The 22,966-nt window shown below is 68.7% G+C and carries 24 protein-coding genes and 1 pseudogene; 10 read left to right on the forward strand and 15 right to left on the reverse strand.

The features are described from left to right. The first annotated feature begins 113 nt into the window (after positions 1 to 113). A complete protein-coding gene (locus tag QE374_RS08995; RefSeq protein WP_309734115.1) occupies positions 114 to 737 on the forward strand; it encodes a hypothetical protein in 624 nt (207 codons plus the stop codon). Here QE374_RS08995 and QE374_RS09000 read toward each other — a convergent pair whose 3' ends face one another. The 3 genes from QE374_RS09000 to QE374_RS09010 all read right to left on the reverse strand — a co-directional run bounded on the left by QE374_RS09000 (position 738) and on the right by QE374_RS09010 (position 4,214). After that, positions 738 to 1,127, reverse strand: a complete 390-nt coding sequence (locus QE374_RS09000) for a DUF779 domain-containing protein (RefSeq protein WP_309734116.1) — start codon at positions 1,125 to 1,127, stop codon at positions 738 to 740. It abuts the gene before it with no gap. Between the two features lie 112 nt (positions 1,128 to 1,239). After that, entirely contained in the window at positions 1,240 to 2,787 is a 1,548-nt protein-coding gene (locus tag QE374_RS09005; protein ID WP_309734118.1) for an aldehyde dehydrogenase family protein, read from the reverse strand. 101 nt (positions 2,788 to 2,888) lie between these two features. Beyond that, a complete protein-coding gene (locus QE374_RS09010; protein ID WP_309734119.1) occupies positions 2,889 to 4,214 on the reverse strand; it encodes a transcriptional regulator in 1,326 nt (441 codons plus the stop codon). Positions 4,215 to 4,363: 149 nt separating this feature from the next. On the opposite strand from QE374_RS09010, the gene QE374_RS09015 reads away from it, so the two are divergent. The 3 genes from QE374_RS09015 to QE374_RS09025 are packed head-to-tail and all read left to right on the forward strand — an operon-like array spanning position 4,364 to position 5,969. Beyond that, on the forward strand, positions 4,364 to 4,723 hold the full coding sequence (locus tag QE374_RS09015) for a PadR family transcriptional regulator (RefSeq protein WP_309734120.1): 360 nt from the start codon (positions 4,364 to 4,366) through the stop codon (positions 4,721 to 4,723). Continuing rightward, positions 4,720 to 5,820 carry a hypothetical protein gene (locus tag QE374_RS09020; protein WP_309734122.1) on the forward strand — a complete coding sequence of 367 codons (1,101 nt, stop codon included), beginning with the start codon at positions 4,720 to 4,722 and terminating at the stop codon, positions 5,818 to 5,820. The genes QE374_RS09015 and QE374_RS09020 overlap by 4 nt, the downstream gene beginning before the upstream one ends. After that, positions 5,817 to 5,969, forward strand: coding sequence for a hypothetical protein (locus tag QE374_RS09025; RefSeq protein ID WP_309734124.1), 153 nt, complete (start codon positions 5,817 to 5,819; stop codon positions 5,967 to 5,969). Before QE374_RS09020 ends, QE374_RS09025 begins: the two co-directional genes overlap by 4 nt. A 159-nt stretch (positions 5,970 to 6,128) precedes the next feature. Here QE374_RS09025 and QE374_RS09030 read toward each other — a convergent pair whose 3' ends face one another. Then, positions 6,129 to 6,464: a helix-turn-helix domain-containing protein gene (locus QE374_RS09030; protein WP_309734125.1), complete on the reverse strand. Its 336-nt coding sequence runs from the start codon at positions 6,462 to 6,464 to the stop codon at positions 6,129 to 6,131. 74 nt (positions 6,465 to 6,538) lie between these two features. Here QE374_RS09030 and QE374_RS09035 point away from each other — a divergent pair, with 74 nt between their 5' ends. Further along, the gene (locus tag QE374_RS09035; protein ID WP_309734127.1) at positions 6,539 to 7,192 is read left to right on the forward strand and encodes an NAD(P)H-dependent oxidoreductase; all 654 of its coding nucleotides are present in this window, start codon (positions 6,539 to 6,541) and stop codon (positions 7,190 to 7,192) included. 119 nt (positions 7,193 to 7,311) lie between these two features. Here the strand turns inward: QE374_RS09035 and QE374_RS09040 are convergent, their stop codons facing one another. After that, the gene (locus tag QE374_RS09040) at positions 7,312 to 8,739 is read right to left on the reverse strand and encodes a CCA tRNA nucleotidyltransferase (RefSeq protein WP_309734130.1); all 1,428 of its coding nucleotides are present in this window, start codon (positions 8,737 to 8,739) and stop codon (positions 7,312 to 7,314) included. Positions 8,740 to 8,748: 9 nt separating this feature from the next. Next, positions 8,749 to 10,242, reverse strand: coding sequence for a methyltransferase (locus QE374_RS09045; RefSeq protein ID WP_309734132.1), 1,494 nt, complete (start codon positions 10,240 to 10,242; stop codon positions 8,749 to 8,751). Between the two features lie 104 nt (positions 10,243 to 10,346). Here QE374_RS09045 and QE374_RS09050 point away from each other — a divergent pair, with 104 nt between their 5' ends. From QE374_RS09050 to trxA, 4 genes are all read left to right on the forward strand, one after another. After that, positions 10,347 to 12,413, forward strand: coding sequence for a DUF6049 family protein (locus QE374_RS09050; RefSeq protein WP_309734133.1), 2,067 nt, complete (start codon positions 10,347 to 10,349; stop codon positions 12,411 to 12,413). Beyond that, positions 12,410 to 14,011 (forward strand): murein biosynthesis integral membrane protein MurJ, encoded by a 1,602-nt coding sequence (murJ, locus tag QE374_RS09055; RefSeq protein ID WP_309734136.1) that lies wholly within the window; start codon positions 12,410 to 12,412, stop codon positions 14,009 to 14,011. The genes QE374_RS09050 and murJ overlap by 4 nt, the downstream gene beginning before the upstream one ends. Before the next feature lie 70 nt (positions 14,012 to 14,081). After that, the gene (gene trxB, locus QE374_RS09060) at positions 14,082 to 15,059 is read left to right on the forward strand and encodes a thioredoxin-disulfide reductase (protein ID WP_309734138.1); all 978 of its coding nucleotides are present in this window, start codon (positions 14,082 to 14,084) and stop codon (positions 15,057 to 15,059) included. A gap of 60 nt (positions 15,060 to 15,119) precedes the next feature. Continuing rightward, positions 15,120 to 15,443 carry a thioredoxin gene (gene trxA / locus QE374_RS09065; RefSeq protein ID WP_137418515.1) on the forward strand — a complete coding sequence of 108 codons (324 nt, stop codon included), beginning with the start codon at positions 15,120 to 15,122 and terminating at the stop codon, positions 15,441 to 15,443. 61 nt (positions 15,444 to 15,504) lie between these two features. On the opposite strand, the gene QE374_RS09070 is transcribed toward trxA, so the two are convergent. The 9 genes and pseudogenes from QE374_RS09070 to rpmH all read right to left on the reverse strand — a co-directional run bounded on the left by QE374_RS09070 (position 15,505) and on the right by rpmH (position 21,091). Continuing rightward, complete coding sequence (locus QE374_RS09070) at positions 15,505 to 15,846, reverse strand: tryptophan synthase subunit alpha (protein WP_309734142.1); 342 nt, start codon at positions 15,844 to 15,846, stop codon at positions 15,505 to 15,507. Positions 15,847 to 16,001: 155 nt separating this feature from the next. Continuing rightward, positions 16,002 to 16,964, reverse strand: coding sequence for a ParB/RepB/Spo0J family partition protein (locus QE374_RS09075; protein ID WP_309734145.1), 963 nt, complete (start codon positions 16,962 to 16,964; stop codon positions 16,002 to 16,004). Next, positions 16,964 to 17,893: pseudogene (locus tag QE374_RS09080) on the reverse strand (ParA family protein); the annotation flags it as partial. The gene QE374_RS09075 and the pseudogene QE374_RS09080, both read right to left, overlap by 1 nt. Before the next feature lie 101 nt (positions 17,894 to 17,994). Continuing rightward, the gene (rsmG, locus tag QE374_RS09085; RefSeq protein ID WP_309734146.1) at positions 17,995 to 18,627 is read right to left on the reverse strand and encodes a 16S rRNA (guanine(527)-N(7))-methyltransferase RsmG; all 633 of its coding nucleotides are present in this window, start codon (positions 18,625 to 18,627) and stop codon (positions 17,995 to 17,997) included. A 20-nt stretch (positions 18,628 to 18,647) separates the two neighbouring features. Next, positions 18,648 to 19,142 (reverse strand): R3H domain-containing nucleic acid-binding protein, encoded by a 495-nt coding sequence (locus QE374_RS09090; RefSeq protein ID WP_309734148.1) that lies wholly within the window; start codon positions 19,140 to 19,142, stop codon positions 18,648 to 18,650. 11 nt (positions 19,143 to 19,153) lie between these two features. Beyond that, the gene (gene yidC / locus QE374_RS09095; protein WP_307321385.1) at positions 19,154 to 20,251 is read right to left on the reverse strand and encodes a membrane protein insertase YidC; all 1,098 of its coding nucleotides are present in this window, start codon (positions 20,249 to 20,251) and stop codon (positions 19,154 to 19,156) included. A gap of 5 nt (positions 20,252 to 20,256) precedes the next feature. Next, on the reverse strand, positions 20,257 to 20,592 hold the full coding sequence (gene yidD, locus QE374_RS09100) for a membrane protein insertion efficiency factor YidD (RefSeq protein ID WP_309736657.1): 336 nt from the start codon (positions 20,590 to 20,592) through the stop codon (positions 20,257 to 20,259). A 17-nt stretch (positions 20,593 to 20,609) separates the two neighbouring features. Continuing rightward, positions 20,610 to 20,882, reverse strand: coding sequence for a ribonuclease P protein component (rnpA, locus tag QE374_RS09105; protein WP_309736659.1), 273 nt, complete (start codon positions 20,880 to 20,882; stop codon positions 20,610 to 20,612). A gap of 71 nt (positions 20,883 to 20,953) precedes the next feature. Continuing rightward, on the reverse strand, positions 20,954 to 21,091 hold the full coding sequence (gene rpmH, locus QE374_RS09110) for a 50S ribosomal protein L34 (protein ID WP_022879826.1): 138 nt from the start codon (positions 21,089 to 21,091) through the stop codon (positions 20,954 to 20,956). Positions 21,092 to 21,382: 291 nt separating this feature from the next. On the opposite strand from rpmH, the gene dnaA reads away from it, so the two are divergent. Further along, entirely contained in the window at positions 21,383 to 22,795 is a 1,413-nt protein-coding gene (gene dnaA / locus QE374_RS09115) for a chromosomal replication initiator protein DnaA (RefSeq protein WP_309734165.1), read from the forward strand. The last annotated feature ends 171 nt before the right edge of the window (positions 22,796 to 22,966 follow it).

Below are 22,966 nucleotides of genomic sequence, written 5' to 3' on the forward strand. Positions count from 1 at the left end.
CAGATTCTGCGCCCGTCGACGTCGAAGGCCCTCCGGCCTGATGGACTCCCTCCGGCTTCGTCGCGCGAGACCGGGATGCAGGTGCGCGGCGGAGCCCTCGGAAGGAGTCACGGATGTTCGCAGGAATCCGACGGGGATGGACCCGTTTCGCCGACGCCCGCCCCACGTGGGCGCAGCTGATCGTGTTCTCGCTGCTCAACGTCGGGATGACCGTGCTCCAGCTCGTGCTGATGCCCGTGTTCAAGGCCGTCTTCGCCCTCACGCCGCTCGTCGACACCGGCTTCCAGGCCCTGCCCATCGGCTCGGACTACTTCATCTTCGACTACGCGGCCGGCGCTCTTCCGGCGGGCGGGGGCGGACTCGCCTACTTCCTGGCCGTGCAGCTCACGCTCGCGATCGCGCAGGTCGTGAACTTCTTCGCGCAGCGCAACATCACCTTCAAGTCCAACAGCAACCCGTGGTGGGCGGCGCTCTGGTACACGCTGGCCTACGTCGTGATCACGTTCGGTGCGGCGGCGCTCCAGGGCTTCTACAAGGCACCGGTGTACGACCTGTTCATCACCGTCTGGGCGATGGGGGCGGCCGGCGAGACGCTGGCCGACGTCGTCACGATGCTCATCAACGCCCTCATCTCCTGCGCCGTGTTCTTCCCGATCTTCAAGATCATCTTCCGTCGCGATCCCGACCCGGAGGTCGTCGTCGCCCCGGCGCCCGCGCGCGAGCGAGTCGGGGTCTGATCACCTCGCCGCGAGGCCGAAGGCCTCGAGCTCCGCGGGCTCCAGCATCCGGGAGCGGATGAGGAACCGCATCCCCGTCGGCGCCTCCACGCTGAACCCCGCACCGCGTCCGGGCACCGCGTCGATCGTCAGGTGCGTGTACTTCCAGTACTCGAACTGCGATTCGGACATGAAGACCTCGATGGGCGTGAGATCGGCGACGCGCAGCGCGCCGAGGCGCACGTCGCTCGGACCGGTGAGGAACATGCCGACGGGATAGCACATGGGTGCGGAGCCGTCGCAGCATCCGCCCGACTGATGGAACATGAGCGGTCCGTGCCGGGCGCTGAGCTCCACCAGCAGGGATGCGGCCGCATCCGTCACCGCAACGCGCTCGTAGGTGTCCGTCAAGACTGCTCCTCTCTGTGGGTGCGGCGTTTCGTCTCGCTGCGCTCGCTCAACGACCGGCCCGTCCCGGTCGTTGAGCGAGGAGCGAAGCGACGAGACGAAACGCCGCGGCGACTCAGAAGAAGCCCATCGGCCCGTCGGCGTACGACACGAGCAGGTTCTTCGTCTGCTGGTAGTGATCGAGCATCTTCAGGTGGTTCTCGCGGCCGATGCCCGACTGCTTGTAGCCGCCGAACGCCGCGTGCGCCGGGTACTGGTGGTACGTGTTCGTCCACACGCGCCCGGCTTCGATGCCGCGCCCGGCGCGGTACATCGTGTCGGCCGATCGGCTCCAGACTCCGGCGCCGAGCCCGTAGAGGGTGTCGTTCGCGGTGTGGATGGCGTCGTCGAAGCCCTCGAAGCTCGTGACCGAGACGACCGGGCCGAAGATCTCCTCCTGGAAGATGCGCATGCTGTTCTGGCCCTCGAACACGGTGGGCGCCACGTAGTAGCCCTCCGACAGGTCGCCGCCGAGGTCGACGCGCTCCCCTCCCGCCAGCAGCTTCGCGCCCTCCGCCTTGCCGATCTCGATGTACGACAGGATCTTCTCGAGCTGGTCGTTCGAGGCCTGTGCACCGATCATGGTCGCGGGATCCAGCGGGTTGCCCTGCACGATCTTGCCGACGCGCTCCAGGCCGTCGCCGAGGAACTGGTCGTAGATCGAACGCTGGATGAGGGCGCGGCTCGGACACGTGCAGACCTCGCCCTGGTTCAGCGCGAAGAACGTGAAACCCTCCAGCGCTTTGTCGTAGTAGGCGTCGCGGTCGCGGGCCACATCCTCGAAGAAGATGTTCGCGCTCTTGCCGCCGAGCTCCAGCGTGACCGGGATGAGGTTCTGCGAGGCGTACTGCATGATGAGCCGGCCCGTGGTGGTCTCGCCCGTGAAGGCGACCTTGCGGATGCGCTTGTGCTGCGCCAGCGGCGCCCCCGCCTCGATGCCGAACCCGTTGACGATGTTCACGACGCCGGCCGGCAGCAGATCGCCGATGAGGTCGAAGAGGAAGAGGATGGATGCCGGCGTCTGCTCGGCGGGCTTGAGCACGACGCAGTTGCCGGCGGCGAGCGCCGGCGCGAGCTTCCACGTGGCCATGAGGATCGGGAAGTTCCACGGGATGATCTGGCCCACCACGCCCAGCGGCTCGTGGAAGTGGTAGGCGACGGTGTCCTCGTCGATCTGGCTGAGCGTGCCCTCCTGCGCCCGCAGAACGCCCGCGAAGTAGCGGAAGTGGTCGACGGCGAGGGGGATGTCGGCGGCGAGCGTCTCGCGCACCGGCTTGCCGTTCTCCCACGTCTCGGCGACGGCGATCTTCTCGAGGTTCGCCTCGATGCGGTCGGCGATCTTGTTGAGGATGTTCGCGCGGTCGGCCGGTGTCGTCTTCTTCCAGCTCTCGAACGCCTGCCACGCCACATCCACGGCGCGGTCGATGTCCTCGCTGGTACCGCGGCCGACCTCGCAGAACGGCTTGCCCGTGACGGGGGTGATGTTCTCGAAGTACTGGCCCTTGATCGGCTCGACGAACTCGCCGCCGATGTAGTGGCCGTAGCGGCTGCGGTACTCGGCGACCGATCCGCGGGATCCGGGGGCGGCGTAGACGCTCGAGACGCCGTCTTCAACGATGGTCATGTCATCTCCTTCGACGATCAGGACGGGGCGGCATCAGCGCCGCGCTCGTTGCCCGACACCGTAAGCACCCCCGGGTTGCATCGGGTTGCGCGTCGATGCGTCTAGGCGCCGAGCTGCTCCAGGCGAGCGACGATCGGCGCGCGCCGCGGCGAGCGTGGGGCGAGCATCTCGAGGCAGAGGCGGAGCGCGTCCGCATCCTCGCGTCCCTCGTCCGTGTCGACATAGGCCAGCAGCACGTCGAGCCCCGCCCCGGCGAGGAGGGACTCGCGCAGCGCCGCCTGCACGCTCTGTCGGAGCTCCTCCACCCCCGGCGCGCGGGAGTCCGGCAGGACGGGCCCGCGATACGCCGTGAGGGCGACGCGGTGCGCGCCGCGATCGAGCAGCGACACGACGTGATCGGCGTCGGTCTGAAGGGGGCTCGTCAGTCGATAGGGACGGGATGCGGGAATCAGGGCGGGCGCGACCGCGTCGAGCACCCGGCGCAGGCGCACCATCTCGGGGCGCAGGGTCTCCACCGGCGCGGCCTCGCCGTACACGAGGGCGGCCAGTCGCTCCGCGGAGAGTCCCTGCTGGTGCACCGCCAGCATGAGCAGGATCTCCGCGTGGCGCGCACTCAGCTCGGTCACGGTGGCGCCCCGGTCGTCGACGACGTCGAGCACGGCGAGGTCGCGTCCGAGCACCCGGAGGGTGGCGTGCTCGGTGGCGCCGCGCGGACGCCGCGGGGAGTGGCTCTTCAGGGACGGTTCGGCGCGCGCCCGCAGCCTGGCCACCAGCAGCTCCCCCTCGATCGCCCGTGCCGTCGCGTCGACGAGCAACTGCGCCTGCGGCGTGGTGACCTCGGCTCCCCCGGTCACATCGATGACCCCGAGCACGCGGCGACTCTCGGGATCGCGCACGGGAGCCGCCGTGCACGACCACGGCTGGACGAGCCGGTTGAAGTGCTCGGCCCCGCGGATCTGGACGGAGGTGTCGAGGGCGAGGGCCGTGCCCGGGGCAGAGGTGCCCACCGCCTGCTCCGACCAGTTCGCCCCCGCGACGAATCCCATGTCGCCGGTGAGGTCGCGGATGCGGCGATCGCCCTCGACCCACAGCAGGCGCCCCGCCGCATCCCCCACCGCGACCACGACGCCCGACTCGTCCTCGTCGCCGGGTAGCAGCAGCTGGCGGATCATGTCCATGACGCTCGCGAGGGGATGCGTGCGCCGGTACTCGTCGAGCTCGTCCGAGATGAGATCCAGGGGCGGCACGGCCTCCACGCCCACGAGGCTCCGGGCCGAGCGCTGCCAGCTCTCGCGGACCAGACCCCGCACGGCGGTGACCCGCGGATCCTGCGCGTTGCCGCCGACGAACTCCTCGTGCGCGCGCTCGATCAGCAGGCGCGAGCTCTCGGCCGACGCCTCGCGACGCAGAGACCAGGGCGAGGGCACAACGACTCCGATCGACGGTGATCAGGTGGCTTCAGTGTAGGCACGCGGCACGCGCGACGACAGGGTCGTTGTGCGACACACGGTACTGCACTGCTCGCACTACTGTGCACTGCGTGGTAGCTTGCTTCGCAGAGGAGAGAGGAGCGCGGATGGACACCACGCAGCTGCTGAAGGGGGTGCTGGACGCCGCCGTGCTCGCGGTCGTGCAGCACGAGGACGCCTACGGGTACGACATCGTGCGACGGCTGCGCGACGCCGGCCTCGGCGAGGTGGGCGACGCATCCGTCTACGGGACGCTTCGTCGGCTCTACAGCGCCGGGTCGCTCTCGAGCTACGTGGTGCCCTCCGACGGCGGTCCGCACCGCAAGTACTACGCCATCAACCCCCAGGGGCGCGCGGCACTCGACGCGCAGCGCGAGGACTGGGCCACGTTCTCGCTCGCGCTGAGCACGTTGCTCGACGCCTCTCGCAAACCCGCCGCGCTGCGCACGATCGGAGAAGGACGATGAACGCCACGACTCACCCCCGAGCCGACATCGCGGCCTTCGCCGCCGCCGTCCGCGCGGAACTGGACGACCTGCCCGCCGACGAGGTCGACGACCTGCTCGACGGGCTCGAAGCCGACCTCTCCGAACAGGCCGAAGACAGCGGCGAGGCGTTCTCCCTGCCGGATGCGGCGACCTACGCCGCAGAACTCCGCGCCGCAGCAGGGCTTCCCGAGCGCAACGGGCGGGCGGTCAAGGTACCGGTGCGCGAGCGGCTGGAACGCGCCCGGCACGCGGCGGCCACCCGCATCCGCGCCTCCCGGTTCGGGTCCGGAACGCTGGACCTGCTCGTGTCGCTGCGCCCGGTCTGGTGGATCGCGCGCGGGGTGGCGTTCTACCTCCTGCTGGTGTTCCTGACCGCCCCGTTCATGGGCAGGGCGGACTATGTGCCCACGAATGTCGTGGCGTGGGCGATCCTCGCGGCGCTCGTGCTCCTCAGCATCCAGTGGGGGCGCGGGAAGTGGCTGCCTCACCGCTCGATTCGGGGCCTGCGGAGCGTGCTCAACGTGGCGGCGACGATCGTCGCGGCGATCGCGCTCATCGCGGCCCCGACCGTGCTGCCGCAGTACTTCGCCGCACAGGCGGCTTACGCCTACGCGTACCCGGGCGACACGAGCCAGCCCGGCCTCGTGCTGGACGGCGAGCGCGTGCGCAACATCTACGCCTACGACGCGGAGGGCAACCCGCTCGAGAACGTACAGCTCTACACCGACCAGGGAACCCCGCTGACGACCGTCGGCACCGAGGGTCGCGCGAACGGATGGTGGTGGGACGAGTACTTCCTCGGTGGCGGCGGTCCTGTCACGACGGCTTACGAGGGCACGGGGCGCTCCCCGCTGTGGAACGTGTTCCCGCTGCGCGAGGCCACCGGCGTGAGCACCTGGGACGTGGACACAGCCATCCCGGTCCTGCCCCGGGCACCTTTCGCGCAGGTTCCGGCCGTGCCCGCACAGCCCGACGCCGGCAGCGAACCGACACCGACACCGACGCTCGGGGCCGGCACCGGGACGGATACGGCCCCGCTTCCCGAGCCCGCCCCCGAGACGGAGGTGACGCCGTGAGCATGATCGGCCAGGGACGTCCGGATGCGTCCGCCAACGGCGACGCCCCCGCGGCTCCGCCTCCCGCATCCGCCGGGCCCTCCCGGATCGTGAGCATCGACATCAGTCACCTGGTGCGCGCGGCCCTCGAGTCCGACCCTCGCGACTGAACCGCCCTCAGAGGTCGTCGACGACCATGTCCCACTTCACGCAGTTCTGTGGCCCCTCTCTTGCGCCAAGTGGGACATGCACGGCGGGAAGTGGGACATGCTGACGGCGGGGGCGTGCGCGCACCCGGCAGGCAGGGGCCGCAGGCGCGGGGGGCGGCGTCAGCGGGTGGCGGAGAGGTTGCCGTCGGCCCAGGCGCCGAGCTGGGTGAGGATCGGAACGAGGCGGACGCCCGCATCGGTCAGTGTGTAGGACACCGCGACCGGGGGGCCCGCATCCACATCGCGCACGACCAGGCCGGCGTCGGCGAGCTCGACGAGGCGATCCGAGAGCACGGCGTCGCTGATGCCGGTGACGGCCCGGCGCAGTCCCACGAACGACAACGCCCCCTCCCCGAGCACATCGAGGATCATGCCGTTCCAGCGCTTTCCGAGAACCGAGAAGGCGCGCGACACGGCGGCGTCGCACTGACGCTCGTCATGCTGTTCTGCGGCCACGCGCCCCAGTCTAGTCGTGCTAGCGTTCACCTAGTCACTCTCTTTTTCATAGCCGCTAGGTCGATTGGAGCACCATGTCCCTCTTCCGTCTGGATGCGAGCATCCTTCCCCCCACCTCCGCCAGCCGCGCCCTCGGCGACATCGTCGAGACCGAGTGGCTCGCCACCCACGCCGACCAGACCGTCGTCCGCCGCGACCTCGCGGCCGATCCGGTCCCCGCCACGGCGTGGGCGGCCGCCGTCACCGGGAGGAACCTCCCCGACGCCGACCGCACCGCCGAGCAGCGCGACGCCCTCGCCCTGGCGACCCGCCTCGCCGACGAGCTGATCGACGCCGACGCCCTCCTTCTCACCATCCCCCTCTACAACTACGGCGTCTCGCAGCACGCGAAGACGTGGTTCGACCTCGCCTACACCGACCCGCGCATCGACCCGCAGGGCACGGCGCTGCGGGGCAAGCCCGCCGTGCTGGTCACCGTGCTCGGCGGCAACTACGACGCCGGCACACCCAAGGAGGGCTGGGACCACTCGACCGCGTGGCTGCGTCGCGTGCTGGAGGACGTGTGGGGCCTCGATCTGCGCGTCGTGCAGCGCTCGTTCACCCTCGTGGGCGTGAATCCCGCGCTGGATCAGTTCTCCGAGGTCGCCGCCGACATCAAGTCCGCCGCGGAGGACGCTGCGCGCGACGGCGGTCGCTCCATCGCAGAGGCCGCGTCCGCCACGGTCTGAGCCGGCGCCGCATCCCTCCCGCAGGAGATATCCGCCCCTCAGGACGATTCACATCGGATCGTCCTGAGGGGCGGATTCTTCCTGTTGAGCGGATGCGGCCACGCAGCGGCCGGTGGGGGTCAGCCCCGCGCCGCCCACCAGTCGCGCAGGCGGCGCTCGCTCTCCTCAGGCCCGAGCACACCCTCATCCAGGCGCAGATCGAGCAGGAACCGATACGCCTCGCCCACCTCTCGGCCGGGCGGGATGCCGAGGATCTGCTGGATCTCGTTCCCGTCCAGCTCCGGACGGATGGCGTCCAGCTCCTCCTGCGCGCGCAGCTCGTCGATGCGCCGCTCGATGTCGTCGTAGGCCAGACGCAGCCGCGTCGCCTTGCGCTTGTTGCGCGTGGTCACGTCGGCGCGGGTCAGGATGTGGAGGCGCTCCAGCTCGTCGCCGGCATCCCGCACGTAGCGGCGCACCGCCGCATCCGTCCACGCGCCCTCGGCGTAGCCGAAGAAGCGCAGGTGCAACTCGATCAGCAGCGCGACGGACTCGATCGTCGCCGAGTCGAACCGCAGCTCGCGCAGGCGCTTGCGCGCCATCCGCGACCCCTTCACGTCGTGGTGGTGGAAGGTGACCGCGCCACCCGGCTCCAGCCGGCGCGTGGCGGGCTTGCCGATGTCGTGGAGGAGCGCGGCGAGGCGCAGCGGCACGTCGGGAGCGGCGTCCGGGTGCCGGGTGCGCTCGAGCTCGATCGCCTGACGTAGCACGGTGAGCGAGTGCTCGTAGACGTCCTTGTGGTGATGGTGCTCGTCGACCTCGAGACGCAGCGCCGGCACCTCGGGGAGGAACTGGTCGATCAGCCCCGTCTCGACCAGCAGTCGCAGGCCGCGCACGGGGTCGTCGGTCTGCAGCAGACGCACGAGCTCGCCCTGGATGCGCTCCGGGCTCACGATCCCGAGCGTCTCACGCAGCTCGGTGATCGCCGCGACCGCGTCGGCGTCGACCGTGAAACCGAGCTGAGAGGAGAAGCGAGCCGCCCGGAGCATCCGCAGGGGGTCGTCACCGAAGCTGATCCGCGGATCGGTGGGGGTGCGCAGTACGCCGGCGACGAGGTCCTCGATGCCGCCGTGCGGGTCGACGAGCTGCGGGCCCGGCACACGGAGCGCCATGGCGTTGACGGTGAAGTCGCGGCGGACGAGGTCCGACTCGAGCGAATCGCCGAACGCGACGACGGGCTTGCGGGTCTCGCCGTCGTAGGCGTCGGCGCGATACGTGGTGATCTCGACCTGCTCGCCGCGGATGCGGGCGCCGATCGTGCCGAACGCCCGGCCGATGTCCCACTGCGCGGTCGAGATCGGCGTGACGATGCGCAGGATCTGGTCGGGATCCGCATCCGTCGTGAAGTCAAGGTCGTGCGTGGTCCGCCCCAGCAGCGCGTCGCGCACCGGACCGCCGACGACGGCCAGTTCGTGTCCCGCGTCCGCGAAGGCGTCCGCGAGCACGACGACGACGGGCGAGGAGGCGAGGGTGCCCAGGCGCGCGAGACCGTCGGCCATGTTGAGCATGCAACGAGCCTAATCGGCCGCGCCGCGCGGCACCTCCAGCATCCCGGTCAGCACCAGCTCGCGGACCCGCGGAAGCAGGTCGGTTCGCAGCGCTCCGGCATCGACCTCGAGCAGGTCGGCGATGGCGTCGATGAGCACACCCACGGGCAGCTCACCGTCGCTCGCGCCCACGAGCGCGGCGAGCGCCGGGTCCGCGGACACGGTGCGGGCGAGTCCGCCTCCCTGTCGCAGCTCGATCACGCTGGGCGCCTCCGCACCGGGAAGGTGATGCCGCGCCTCGGTGACATCGGCGGCGACGCGCAGCACGGATGCGGCCAGCACCATGTCATCGGTGCGGTCGAGCCACGCTGCGGCCCGCCACGCCGCAGCGGTGTGCACGGCGAGCACCGCGGGGTCGACCCCCTGCGCCACACGCTCGAAGCGGCGCAGTCCCGAGCCGCGCATGAGCTGAACCCAGCCGAGCCCGACACCCGTGACGCCGCGGCTGTCGAAGTCGTCGAGCCACGCGCCGATCAGCGCCTCGTGCTCGTCGCTGCCGGGCCTCGTGCCGCCGTCGCGCACCCACAGCTCGGCATACCGGGCCGGATCGAGCTGCTCGCGCTCGATCACCCACGCGCCGACGCCCTCCGTCCACGCGCGCACCCGCTCCAGCCCCGCGAGAGACTCACGGTCCTCCCAATTGCCCAGCATCACCGCACGCCCGCCGTCGACGAGGTGGGATGCGGCGCCGGCGACGACCTCGCGCATGAGCTCATCCCCCGACCGACCACCGTCCCGGTACTCGTAGGCGGGCACGCCGGCGACCCGCGGGGTGATCACGAAGGGCGGGTTCGACGCGATCAGCTCGAAGCGCTCGTCGCCGACCGGCTCGTACAGACTGCCCTCGCGGACATCAATGCCCTCCAGGCCGTTGAGCGCCGCGCCCAGTCGCGTGAACCACAGTGCGCGCGGCGAGATGTCGGTCGCGACGACGGCGAACCCTCTCCGGCGCAACTCGAAGGCCACCAGCCCGCAGCCACATCCGAGGTCCAGGGCGCGGCCGTCACCGGTCGCCGGCAGCAGGGAGACGAGCGTCCTGCCGGCTCCGCCGACGCCGAGCACGTGGTCCGCACGCAACGGGAAGACGCCGGCGAGCTCGTCCAGATCGCTGGCGATCCATCCCTCGCCGCCGTCGGCGAACACGTGCGGTCGCACCGCCACCGATGGCGCCACGCTCTCACCGCGGCGTTCGATCACGCCGAGCCGCTCGGCATCCGCAAGTCCCGTGCCGGGCAGTGCCTCGGCTACGGATGCGGCATCGACGACGTCGCCCAACACGAACAGGCGCGCGAGCACGGCGACGGCGTCGTGCGGATGCCGCGCGAGGGCCCGTCGGGCCGGGACGGCGACGGCCCGCGCGAGCGCCGACTCCGCGGCGGCGCCGATGAGCAAGCGGAGAGCCGCGGTCGTGAAGCCCGCAGCGCGCAGATCGTCGGCGAGGCGGTAGGCGATGGCGGTGTGCATGAGTCCATTCAACCCGGGCGCGCGCTCGGTGAATCCCAGGCCGAGGCCCGTAGACTCGCTCCCGACCCTGCGGATTCTCCGCACAGGAGCCTGCTCAGCTACGAATGATTCCGACTTCGGCCCGCACGGGCACCCCCGCATTCCGGCGGCGACGACTTCTTCTCGCGCCGCTCATCGCCGTCGCGATCGTGCTGGGGATCGCCGCCCCGGCGGCGGCCGCCACCCCGACGCCCTCGCCGTCCGCGACGGGAACCGTCGAGGTCGCGGTGGCGCCCTTGTCCGGTGGCGTGCTGGCGACGGGCGAGGCGCTCACTGCGCTCGTCTCCCTCGAGAACGGCACGGCGTCGAACACCCCCGCTTCGACGGCGGAGCTGCTGCTCGCAGATGCACCGCTGGACGGGTCCGCTGCCCTCGACGCGTGGTTGTCGGGGTCGGCCGATGCCCCCGCCGGCCGTGTGATCGGATCCAGCGCGATCGAGGAGACCGCGCCCGGGCAATCGAGTTCGGCGAGCGTGATCGTCGCGGCTGACGACCCCGCGCTCGCGGGCCGCGGCGCGGGTGTCTACCCGCTGTGGGTCAGCGTCGCCGGCGAGACGGCGCGATCCGTTGTCACGATCGGCACCGGCCCCACGGGCACCGTCGCCGTCATCGTGCCCATCACCGCGCCGGCGCTGACGACCGGCATGCTGTCGACCGACCAGCTGGCGTCCCTCACCGCAGCCGACGGCGCTCTGACCGCACAACTCGACGCCGTCGTGGGAACCTCCGCGATCCTCGCCGTCGATCCGGCCATCGTGGCCTCGATCCGGGCGCGGGGCACCTCCGCTCCGGAGTCTGCTCAGGCGTGGCTGGAGCGGTTGATGAACCTGCCCAACCCGCGGTTCGCACTGCAGTACGGCGACGCCGATGTGAGCACGCAGTTCGCGGCGGGGCTGGGGGCGCCGCTCACGCCGACGTCGTTGAACGCGTACGTGGATCTGAAGGCTCAGCCGGCCGCGCCCACGCCGGCTCCGACGGACGCGCAGCAGTCCGACCCCGCACCGCCGACCCTCGACGCGCTCCTCGACGTGGGTGCCGACGCCGCCTCGACGATCTATTGGCCGCCGTCGGGCACCGCCTCGCCCGAGCTCGTCGCATGGCTCACCGCGGCGACGCCGGGCGCGATCACGATCGTCGACAGCACGCAGGTCACCCCCGCATCCACCTCGCACGCGCGTACCGGCGGCGGTGATCTGCTCGTCGCGTCGGCAGGCGCATCCGCGGCGCTGCAGGCCGCATCCACCGCCACCCAGCCCACGACCCGAGCGGCGGATGCGGCGGCCGCGGCAGCGCATCTGACCTTCGCGTCCGCGACAGCGCAGGGCTCCCCGATCCTCGTCACCCTCGGAAGAGCGGCAGTCCGCGACGCACAGGGCCTGCGCGGGGCGATCTCAGCGGCGACCGCGGGCATGACCCCGGTCGGGCTGTCGAGCATGCTCGGCGCCTCCCCGACAGAGGTCCAGGTCTCGGCGGGCTCGGTCGACCCCTCGCGTCCGGCGGCGCTGACGAACATGCTCGCCGGGGCCGCGCAGATCGACAGCTTCGCCACGATCCTCGACGACCCCTCGCTGCTCACCGGACGCGAGCGCGCCGCGATCCTCCAGGTTCTCGGCGGCGCCTGGCTCGGCGATCCGACGGGCTGGCAGGGCGCGGTCGCCGCGCACGCGGAAGCGACGACGACCACACTCGACTCGGTGTCGATCGTTCCCTCGACGGCGCTCAACCTGCTGACAGCGGGAACCAACCTGCGCTTCTGGGTGCGCAACGACCTGCCCTATCCGGTGAACGTCGTGCTCGTCGCCTCCCCGGACGATCTCCGCGTTGACGTCGAGCGCGAGAACGCCGTGGTCGCCGCCGCATCCGCCAACACGCTCGTCGAGGTTCCCGTGAACGCGCGGATCGGCAACGGCGACGTCAAGATCGACCTCAGCCTGCGCAGCCCCGCGTACGTCCCCATCGGGCAGACGCAGACGGTCGATGTCAACGTCCGAGCCGACTGGGAAGGAATCGGCCTCGCCGCGCTCATCGTGGTGGCGGCCGCCTTCCTCACGATCGGCGTCGTGCGCACCATCCGGCGCCGTAAGCGCGACAAGGCGGATGCGGCCCGCACCGACGACGAGGAGAACGCGTGAGCGGATTGGGCCGGGCAAGCGTGCTGCTGGGAGCGGGAACGCTCGTCTCCCGGATCACGGGTCTCCTCCGCACCATCGTGCTGGTGGGGGTCCTGGGCACCATGTCCTCCCGCGCGGGCGATGCCTTCGCGCAGGCCAACCAGCTCCCGAACAATGTCTACGCGATCATCTCGGCGGGCGTGCTCACCGCGGTCATCGTGCCGCAGATCGTGCGCGCGAGCGCGAGGGAGGATCGGGGCCAGCGCTTCATCTCCGCCCTGTTCACCGCGGGGATCGTGGTCCTGCTCGCCGTCACGGCCGTGGCGATGCTGCTGGCGCCGGTGCTGATCACGCTCTACGCGCCCGCCTACAGCCCCGAGCAACACGCCCTGGCGACCGCGTTCGCCTACTGGTGCCTGCCGCAGATCTTCTTCTACGGTCTGTACTCCCTCCTGGGCGAGACGCTCAATGCGCGACGCATCTTCGGGCCGTTCACCTGGGCCCCGGTGCTCAACAACGTCATCTCCATCGCCGGGTTCCTGCTGCTGATGCTCGTCATCGGGGGCGATCGCTCTGCCGTCTCGGACTGGAACGGCGCATCCATCGCCGCGCTGGGCGGCACGGCCACCTTCGGCATCGCGGTGCAAGCGCTGATCCTGCTCGTGTCCTGGCGGCGCACGGGGCTCCGGTTGCGCCCGGACTTCCGCTGGCGGGGCCTGGGCTTTCGCAACATGGGGCGCCTGGCGGGCTGGACCGCCGCGATGGTCGTCGTCGGGCAGATCGCGGGTCTCGTCCAGAGCCGGGTCATCTCTGAGGCGACCGGAGACGGCGCCTCGACGCTCGCGACGCAGACCGCCTGGCTCATCTTCATGCTGCCGTACTCGGTGATCGTTCTCTCGATCGGGACGCCGTACTTCACGCAGATCAGCGAGCACGCCTCGGCGGGCCGCACCGATGAGGTGCGCGGCGACGTGTCGCGCAGCATCCGCATCATCAGCCTGCTGATCGTCGTGGCGACGGCGGCGCTCGTGGTCGCCTCGGTCCCGGCATCGCGCATCATCGTGAACAACGCGGCGGATGCGGCCGAGCTCGCCCCGGTGCTGATCGCCTATCTCGTGAGCCTGCTGCCGCTCTCGGTGCTGTTCGTCCTGCAGCGCACGTTCTACGCCTACGACGACACCCGCACGCCGTTCGTCTTCACGACCGTGCAGGCGGTTCTGGTGATCGCCACCGCTCTGGCCGCCGCCTGGCTCGCGCCGACGCCGTGGCTCGCGGCCGCCGTCGCGCTCGGCCAGTCGATCGCCATCATCGTGCAGGCGGTTCTCGCCGCCATCCTGCTGCGTCGGCGGATCGGTTCCCTCGGCATCCGTTCGTGGTTCGTCGCGATCGCGCGCTACACCGTCGCCGCTCTGCCGGCGGCTGCGGCGGGGTGGGGGGTCTACCTCCTCCTCGGTGGTGACACCGGATGGACCACCTCCGACAAGATGCTCGGTGCCGTCGGGACCTGCATCATCGGCGCGGCCACCCTGGTCGTGTACCTGGGCGTCCTCGCGGCGCTGCGGACCCCCGAACTGGCCCCGGCGCTGCGACCGCTTCGCCGCATCCTTTCCAGACGCTGACAAACGGACCGCGGGAATGTCCCGCGGATACCATATGTTGAGCACTTTGAAACCACGAGGGAGAACGCACGTGCGTCAGCTCATCATCATCGGCTCCGGCCCCGCGGGCTACACCGCCGCCATCTACGCGGCCCGGGCCAACCTCAAGCCGCTGGTCATCGCCAGCTCCGTCGAGGTCGGCGGTGAGCTCATGAACACCACCGAGGTGGAGAACTTCCCCGGCTTCCCCGAGGGGATCCAGGGCCCCGAGCTCATGACGAAGATGGAGGAGCAGGCCCGCAAGTTCGGCGCCGAGATCCTCTACCAGGACGTCACCGAGCTCGACCTCTCCGGCCCCGTCAAGCGTGTGCAGCTGGGTTCCGGCGCGGTCGAGGAGGCCGCCGCCGTGATCTTCGCGACCGGCTCCGCGTACCGCAAGATCGGCCTGCCCAAGGAGGAGCACCTCTCCGGCCGCGGCGTGTCGTGGTGCGCGACCTGTGACGGCTTCTTCTTCCGCGAGCGCACGATCGCCGTCGTCGGCGGCGGCGACTCCGCCATGGAGGAGGCCACCTTCCTGACGCGCTTCGCCACGAAGGTCTACGTCATCCACCGCCGTGACGAGCTGCGCGCCTCCAAGATCATGCAGGAACGCGCGATCGCGAACGAGAAGATCGAGTTCGTGTGGAACAGCGAGGTCGTCGACATCCTCGGTGACGAGGCGGTGACCGGCGTCGTCCTGAAAGACACGGTCGATGGTTCGACGCGCGAGCTCGAGTTGCAGGGCGTGTTCGTCGCGATCGGCAACGACCCGCGCACGAAGCTCGTCCACGGTCAGCTCGACCTGACCCCCGAGGGCACGATCTGGGTCGACGGCCGCTCGTCGCGCACGTCGATGCCCGGCGTCTTCGCGGCGGGCGACGTGATCGATCCGACCTACCGTCAGGCCGTCACCGCAGCTGCTTCCGGAACGATCGCCGCGCTGGACGCGGAGCACTTCCTCGCTGCGCTGGAAGAGGCGGGCGCACCGCAGCCCGACGCCGACCAGATCGAGGGTCTGCCGGTCGTCTGAGGGAACATCCGGACCCCGTCGGGTGTTCGGTACGAGTAAGGCTTACGAAGGGAAATGACAATGAGCGCGAAGGCGACCAGCTCGAGCACCTGGAACCAGGATGTCCTCGAGGCGGATGGTCCTGTCCTGGTGGACTTCTGGGCAGAGTGGTGCGGCCCGTGTCGCATGGTTGCCCCGGTTCTCGATGAGATCCAGGCGGAGAACCCCGAGAAGATCACGGTGCTCAAGCTCAACGTGGACGAGAACCCCGATCTCGCGATGAAGTACCAGATCACTTCCATCCCGGCGATGAAGGTGTTCCAGGGTGGCGAGGTCAAGACGACGATCATCGGCGCGAAGCCGAAGTTCGCGCTCGAGCAGGATCTGGCCGCGTTCATCGGCTGATCCGCTTCCCGACACGCAAGAGCCCCCCGGAGATCCTCCGGGGGGCTCTTCCGTGTCCTGTTCAGGACGCCTCAGGGCGCACGGTCGCGTCCCACCGACGCGACGTGTTCGTCTCGCCGAGCAGACGCCAGACGGCGCGGGTCAGCGGCGGATAGTCCAAGGCGATCTGACGGAGCACGCGGTAGTGGCGCGCCTCGGACGGCTTGCTGCCGCCGGCTTCGGCGATGTTCTCTGCGCGCAAGAGGAACACGACGAGCTCATCGACGGTGGGGAGGTCTTCCATGAAGTCCCACGGATCCTCCCCCTCACGGAGTCGTTCGTGGATGAGGGCGGCCAGTTCGTCCGCGGCTTCCGCCCGCAGCAGTTCGAGGCTCGCTCGACGGCGTGGGGATTCGGAGGTCATGATTCCAGCCTACGTTTCGTCTGATCGCTGTGCTCCTCGCTCAACGATCACACAGCCCCTGCCGGTCGTTGAGCGAGCGAAGCGAGTCGAAACGGAGAGTCGTAACGCAATGAACCGACCGGACTCGGTTTGTCAGGAGCGATTCTCCGCTTCGATCAGCGAGAAGCGCCGAGCTCTTCCTCGCCGAGCTCGCTGAGGATGCGGTTCAGGTCCTGGATGGTTGCGAAATCAATCGCGATCTGGCCTTTTCGTGCGGAGATGGAGATCTTCACGCGCGTGTTGAGGCGATCCCCCAGCCGTTCTGCGATCTCGTCGAGATGCGCGCGGCGCGCGCCCGCCTTCGGCGCCGGCCGCTTCACGGTGACAGCGCCCTTGGCGGCGGCTTCCGCCGCCCGGACCGAGAGGTCCTCGTTCACGATCTTGTCTGCGAGACGCTGCATGCTCTCGCCGTCTTCGACGGAGAGGATCGCACGGGCGTGGCCCGCCGAGAGGACGCCGGCCGCGACACGCTGTTGCACCGGGACCGGCAGGCGCAGCAGGCGAATGGTGTTGGAGATCTGGGGACGCGAACGACCGATGCGCGTCGCGAGCTGTTCCTGGGTGATGCCGAAGTCCTCGAGCAGCTGCTGATAGGCCGACGCCTCTTCGAGCGGATTCAGCTGCGACCGGTGCAGGTTCTCGAGAAGAGCGTCGCGGAGCAGGTCTTCATCCGCGGTCTCACGGAGAATGGCGGGGATCGTCTCCAGTCCCGCCTCGCGTGCCGCACGCGTGCGGCGCTCTCCCATGATCAGTTCGTAGGTACCCTCACCGGTGTCGCGCACGACGACCGGCTGCAACACACCGAACTCGCGCACGGAGTGCACCAGCTCCGCAAGGTCTTCCGGGTCGAAGTTCGTCCGGGGCTGACGGGGGTTGGGAACGATCGCGTGCGGATCCACCTGGATCAAGCGCGCGCCGGGAACAGCGAGCAGCTCCTCGTGCGGAGCCTCTTCGTTCATCGCATCCGTCTTCGGCGCCGGAGCGCCGGGGAAGAACACGTCGACAGGACGCGCCTCGGAACCCTCCGATGTCGGGATGAGAGCGCCGATCCCCCGACCGAGTCCCGTTCGCTTGGCCATCAGTGTTCTCCTTCGTTCATGGTCGACGTAGCCTCATCGGCCTCGCGAGCCAGCAGTTCTACGGCAGCTTCACGGTAGGCCACCGCGCCTGCCGACTGGCCGTCGTAGGCGATGACGGTCTGTCCGAAGCTCGGCGCCTCGGAGACCCGCACCGAGCGCGGGATCACCGTGTTCAAGACTTCCTTCGGGAAGTGCGTGCGTACTTCCTCAGCGACCTGCTGCGCAAGTCGCGTACGCCCGTCGTACATCGTCAGCAGGATCGACGATACGTGGAGCGGCGGATTCAAGTGCTTCTGGATCATCTGCACACTGCCGAGAAGTTGGCTCAGGCCCTCGAGCGCGTAGTACTCACATTGAATGGGAATGAGAACCTCGTCGGCGGCGGTGAACGCGTTGATGGTCAACAATCCCAGCGAGGGCGGGCAGTCGATGAGAACGACGTGCGGCGGCTCCTCGGCGGCGGCCAGATACTCCTCGAGTGCGCGGCGAAGCCGGTGCTCGCGCGCGACCTGTGACACCAGCTCGATCTCCGCGCCGGCGAGGTGGATCGTGCTCGGCGCACAGGTGAGCAACGGGGACTCCGGGCTCGTCTGCACGATGTCGGCGAGTGGAAACTCGTCGATCAGCACGTCGTAGACGCTCGGGATGTCGGCGGTGTGCGGCACACCCAGAGCAGTGGATGCGTTCCCCTGCGGATCGAGGTCGATCACCAGCACGCGCGCGCCGACACTCGCCAGCGCAGCCGCAAGGTTCACGGTGGTCGTCGTCTTACCGACGCCACCCTTCTGGTTCGAGACGGTGAGCGTGCGAGTGCCGGTCGGCAGCGTCACGGTGGAGTCCTCGAGGGCGCGTCTCCGAGCGCGGAGGTCCGCGAGCTCGCGGGCAAGGGGGGTGTCGTCACCGAAGTCCGTCGCGGGTGTCGTCGGATTGTTTCACGTGAAACACTTCGCCTTTCGCCAGCATCGAACCCTGTCCACTCTAATCGTCGCCATCGACAGCCATGACGTGATGTTTCACGTGAAACATCACGTCAGGACCGCTGTACTCGACCTCGAACAACCCGAGTCGGCACGTCGAGAACACCCTCCCCCACGACCTGCACGCGCAGATCGACGACACGGTGCGTGCGAGCCTGCTTCGCGGCCTTCTCGATCTCCGCATCGGCGGCAGCGCCCTTGAGAAGAATCAGCTCTCCCCCGTCACGTACGAGAGGTGCGGTGATCGGGAGAAGCGTGCGCAGAGCGCTCACTGCGCGGGCAGTCACCGCATCCAGGCTGGCGCCACGAGTCCAGTCCTGTGACCGACCACGGAAGACCTCGACATTGTCCAGAGCGAGTTCGTCGACCTGTTCCTGCAACCACTGAGTGCGTCGCTCCATCGGCTCGATCAGCACCCACTGGACGTCAGGGCGTGCGATCGCCCCGACGATGCCCGGCAGACCCGCGCCGGAGCCGACGTCACCGATGAGGCCGACCGGAACGAGCGGTGCCATCACCGCGCTGTTCAGGATGTGACGCGTCCACAGCCGGGGCAGCTCCAGTGGACCGATCAGTCCGCGCAGCTCGCCTTCCCTGGCGAGATTGCGCGTGAAGGTGCGGGCGCGATCGATGCCGTCTCCGAAGATCGTCGACGCCGCATCCGGTTCCTGCTCGAGTTCGTCCATCAATGTTTCACGTGAAACATTCACGCGCGACGGAGCACGGTGTGACGCTGAGCGCCCTCGCCATAGGACTCCGACACGAGCCCACGCTCGGCCGCGATGTCATGAACGACCTTGCGCTCGTAGCTGGACATCGCCGGCAATGACGCCTGCGATGCGCCGTCCTCCAGACGCGAGGCAGCGCGGTCGACCAGAGCCTCCAGCTCGCGGCGACGCGCATCACGCGACCCGCTGACATCGAGGATGAGGCGGGAGAATCGACCGGTGCGGTTCTGCACCGCGAGGCGGGTCAGGTCCTGGAGCGCGCTCACCGTGTCAGGGTCGGACAGCACGCGAAGCGAGTCGTCGCCATCCGATTCGATCGACACGTACGCACGATCGTTGCGGACATCCAGCGCCAGGTCGCCGCCGATATCGGCGATGTCGAGGAGACCCTCGAGGAAGTCGGCCGCAACGTCGCCCTCCTGCTCGAGCTGCTCGACGCTGTCGGTCGTGGTGGGAGAGAGTTCAGAGGTCATGGCGGGTCTCCTCAGCTGGAGGGTTCGGAGTCGGAGGCGCCGCTCTTCGCGGCGGGCGGCTGCTTGCCCGACTGCTTCTTGGCGCGCTGCTTGCCGACGGGCTGCTGGCGCTTCGGGGCTGCGGCCCGCTTACGCTCGGCCTCCTCGAGAAGACGCTGCTGCTCGGCCTGGTACTTCTCGATCGGAACGACCTTGCCGCTGCTGTCGATGGCCTTGCCACGCCGAGCGAGACGCTCCTCGCGGGCCTTCGCCGCCTCAGAGCCCGGGGTCGGCAGGTTCCGGATGACGAGGAACTGCTGCACCATCGTCCAGATGTTGCTGATGAACCAGTAGACGACGACGCCGAGCGGGAAGAAGATACCGGAGAAGACGAAGGCCAGCGGCAGGATGTAGAGCATGATGCGCTGCATCTGGTACGCCTGACCGGTCTTGGCCTCGGGGGACAGGTTCTTCGAGATGATCTGCAGCTGGGTGAAGAACTGCGAAGCGATCATCAGAACGACGAGGACGAGCAGGATGATGACCGTCACCGTGCCGTCGGGTCGTCCCCAGGCGCCGACGAGGGTGTCATGCAGGGACGCGCCGAACAGGTTGGCGTTGTAGAACTCTGACGTCAGGTTCGCATCGAGGAACCCCACACCACCGATCCCGGCCGCCGCGTGCTTGGCGACGTCGTTCAGCACGCTGTACAGCGAGAAGAAGATCGGCATCTGCACGAGCAGCGGCAGACATCCCGAGATGGGCGTCGTGCCGTGCTTCTTGTACAGCGCCATGGTCTCGCGGCTCATGGCCTCGCGAGAGAGCTGGTCGCGCTTGCCGCGGTACTTCTCCTGAACCTTGCGCAGTTCCGGAGCGATCTCCATCATCTTGCGCTGGCTCTTGATCTGCTTGACGAACAGCGGGATGAGCGCCGCGCGCACGACGATCACGAGACCGACGATCGACAGCACCCAGGCGAGGCCCGAATCGCCGGGCAGACCAAGGAACGTCCAGATCGCGTGCCAGGCGACGAGCACCATCTCGACAACCCACTTGAGCGGCCACAGGATCGTCCCGATCAGGTCGAAGCCGCCCGATGATTGCGTCGCGGTCGCAAGTACCAGATCCACGGGGATCAGTCCTTTCTCAGTGGCACGACGAATCCGTGCCGGGTCAGTGCGTGGGAGAAGTCCTTATGGGCAGGCGGATCATCGATCCCGCCCTCGGCCCAGGGGTGGCACCGAGCGATCCGGGCGGCGGTCAATGCCGCGCCCTTCACCGCACCGTGCTGCTGAACCGCCCCCACCGCATAGGCGGAGCAGGACGGGTAGTACTTGCAGACATCGCCGTATGTATGCGAGATCGTCGCACGGTAACCATGGAGAAGACCGAGCATGATGTTGCGCGGCAACAGCGGAATCGCGCGGAGCCAGCCGTGCTCCGGCATCGTCGCCTGGCCGATCGACGCCATCGGCAGCGTCGACGTGCTCACGATGCCCTCCGGGCCAGGCATCGCTTCACTTCGGCGTCGAGATCGTCGAACGAAGCGTCCGCACCACCGGGCAGTACGCGCACGACAACGTCCGCGCCCCTGACCACGGTCGGGAGCGCGGACGCGCAGATAGCTTTGAGTCGCCGGCGGATGCGATTGCGAACGACCGCCGTGCCGACCTTCTTGCTCACGATGAATCCGAATCGTGCGGCACGATCGTCACCGGATGCCACCACGTACGTGACGGTGTGGGGACCGGAACATCGCACGCCGCGACGGACGACAGCCTTGTACTCGGCGCCGTCGGTCAGTCGGTTCGGCCGCGAGAGCAACGGAAGGGTCAGGCCGAGAGCTCGGTGCGGCCCTTGGCGCGGCGTGCCGAAAGGATGGCGCGGCCGGCGCGGGTGCGCATGCGAGCGCGGAAGCCGTGCTTCTTGGCGCGACGGCGGTTGTTGGGCTGGAACGTACGCTTGCTCATGGGATCTCTCCGGGAAACGGTTGCCACCCGAAGGCGAAGCCTTCAGACGTGGTCGGGGACTGCCTCGAGGGCATAAGTCAACCGACTAAGACTAAGGCGCGAACCCCGAGAACTCAAACCGCGTAGGTCAACCCGCCATTATCCACAGCACTGTCCCCGACCCCTCGAATCGACACACCCCCGGAACGACGCCGGAGTTTGCTCTCTGGAGCCTCGCTGACTAGCGTGGCTCGCGCAGTTATCCACAGGTGTCGCGCACCGGCGCGTTCTCGCCGGGCCAAGAAGGGGACCATGACCGCGCAAGACACTCCCGACGTCCCGGTGTGGTCGGCGGCTCTCGAGATCCTCGGCACGGACGCCCGGGTCTCGCCGCAGATGCACGGGTTCCTCAACCTGGCGGTCGCCCAGGGCGTGATGTCGGGGTTCCTGTACCTCGATGTGCCCAACGACCTCACGGCCGCGCAGCTCAACAAGCGGCTTCGTCCCATGATCCTGGAAGCCCTCGCGCAGGCCTCGACGAACGATGTCACGGGATTCAGAGTCGTCGTCAATCCGGAGCTGATCGACGCGCACCTCACGGCAGAGGTCCCGGTGCAGACCATGGTGATCGAGCAGCCCGTCGCCCCACCCGCGCCGGCCGCGGAGACCGCGGATCCCGCATCCGCCCGTGCAGACACCCGGCTGAACCCGAAGTACACCTTCGATCGGTTCGTCATCGGCCAGTCCAACCGCTTCGCCCACGCGGCAGCCGTCGCCGTCGCCGAAGCACCCGCCAAGGCCTACAACCCGCTCTTCATCTACGGGGACTCCGGTCTGGGCAAGACACACCTGCTGCACGCCATCGGCGACTACGCCCTGAGCCTGTATCCCGGCATCCGCGTGCGCTACGTCTCGAGCGAAGAGTTCACGAACGACTTCATCAACTCGATCGCCAACAACCGGGGCTCGGCCTTCCAGGCGCGCTATCGCGACGTCGACATCCTCCTGATCGACGACATCCAGTTCCTCCAGGGACGAGCCGAGACCCAGGAAGCCTTCTTCCACACCTTCAACACGCTCCACGACCACGACAAGCAGGTCGTGATCACCAGCGACGTCCCGCCGAAGCACCTGACCGGTTTCGAGGATCGGATGCGCAGCCGCTTCGAGTGGGGTCTCATCACCGACGTCCAGGCGCCGGACCTCGAGACCCGCATCGCCATCCTCCGCAAGAAAGCGCAGAACGAGCGGCTCCAGATCCCGCCGGAGGTCATGGAATACATCGCCACCGTCGTCTCCAGCAACATCCGCGAGCTCGAGGGCGCCCTCATCCGCGTGTCGGCGTTCGCCAGCCTGAACCGATCGACGCTCGACATGTCACTGGCACAGCAGGTGCTGCGGGACATCGTCGACCAGGACGACACCAACGTCATCTCACCGACCGACATCATCACGGCCACTGCGCAGTACTTCAAGCTGTCGGTCGACGACCTCTACGGATCGAGCCGTTCACAGGCCATCGCGACGGCACGTCAGATCGCGATGTATCTGTGCCGGGAGCGCACCAACCTCTCGTTGCCGAAGATCGGTCAGCTGTTCGGCAACCGTGACCACACGACCGTGATGTACGCGTACAAGAAGATCAGCGACCTCATGAAGGAGCGACGTTCGATCTACAACCAGGTCTCCGAGATCACCACCCAGCTCGGCAGAGCAGGTCGCTGAGCCCCCGACGAACCCCACGGCGCACGCCGTGGGGTTCGTCGTTTCCGGTGGCCGAAGACTCTCATTTGACAATCGCCGCGCGCGGCCTCATCCTCCGCTTTCACACATGTGGACAAGTTGTGGATAACTGTGCGAAACGCCGACGGGCGATGTGAACGACACGGCGATCAC

The sequence above is a fragment of the Microbacterium sp. SORGH_AS_0428 genome (genome assembly GCF_031453615.1).
Lineage (GTDB): Bacteria > Actinomycetota > Actinomycetes > Actinomycetales > Microbacteriaceae > Microbacterium.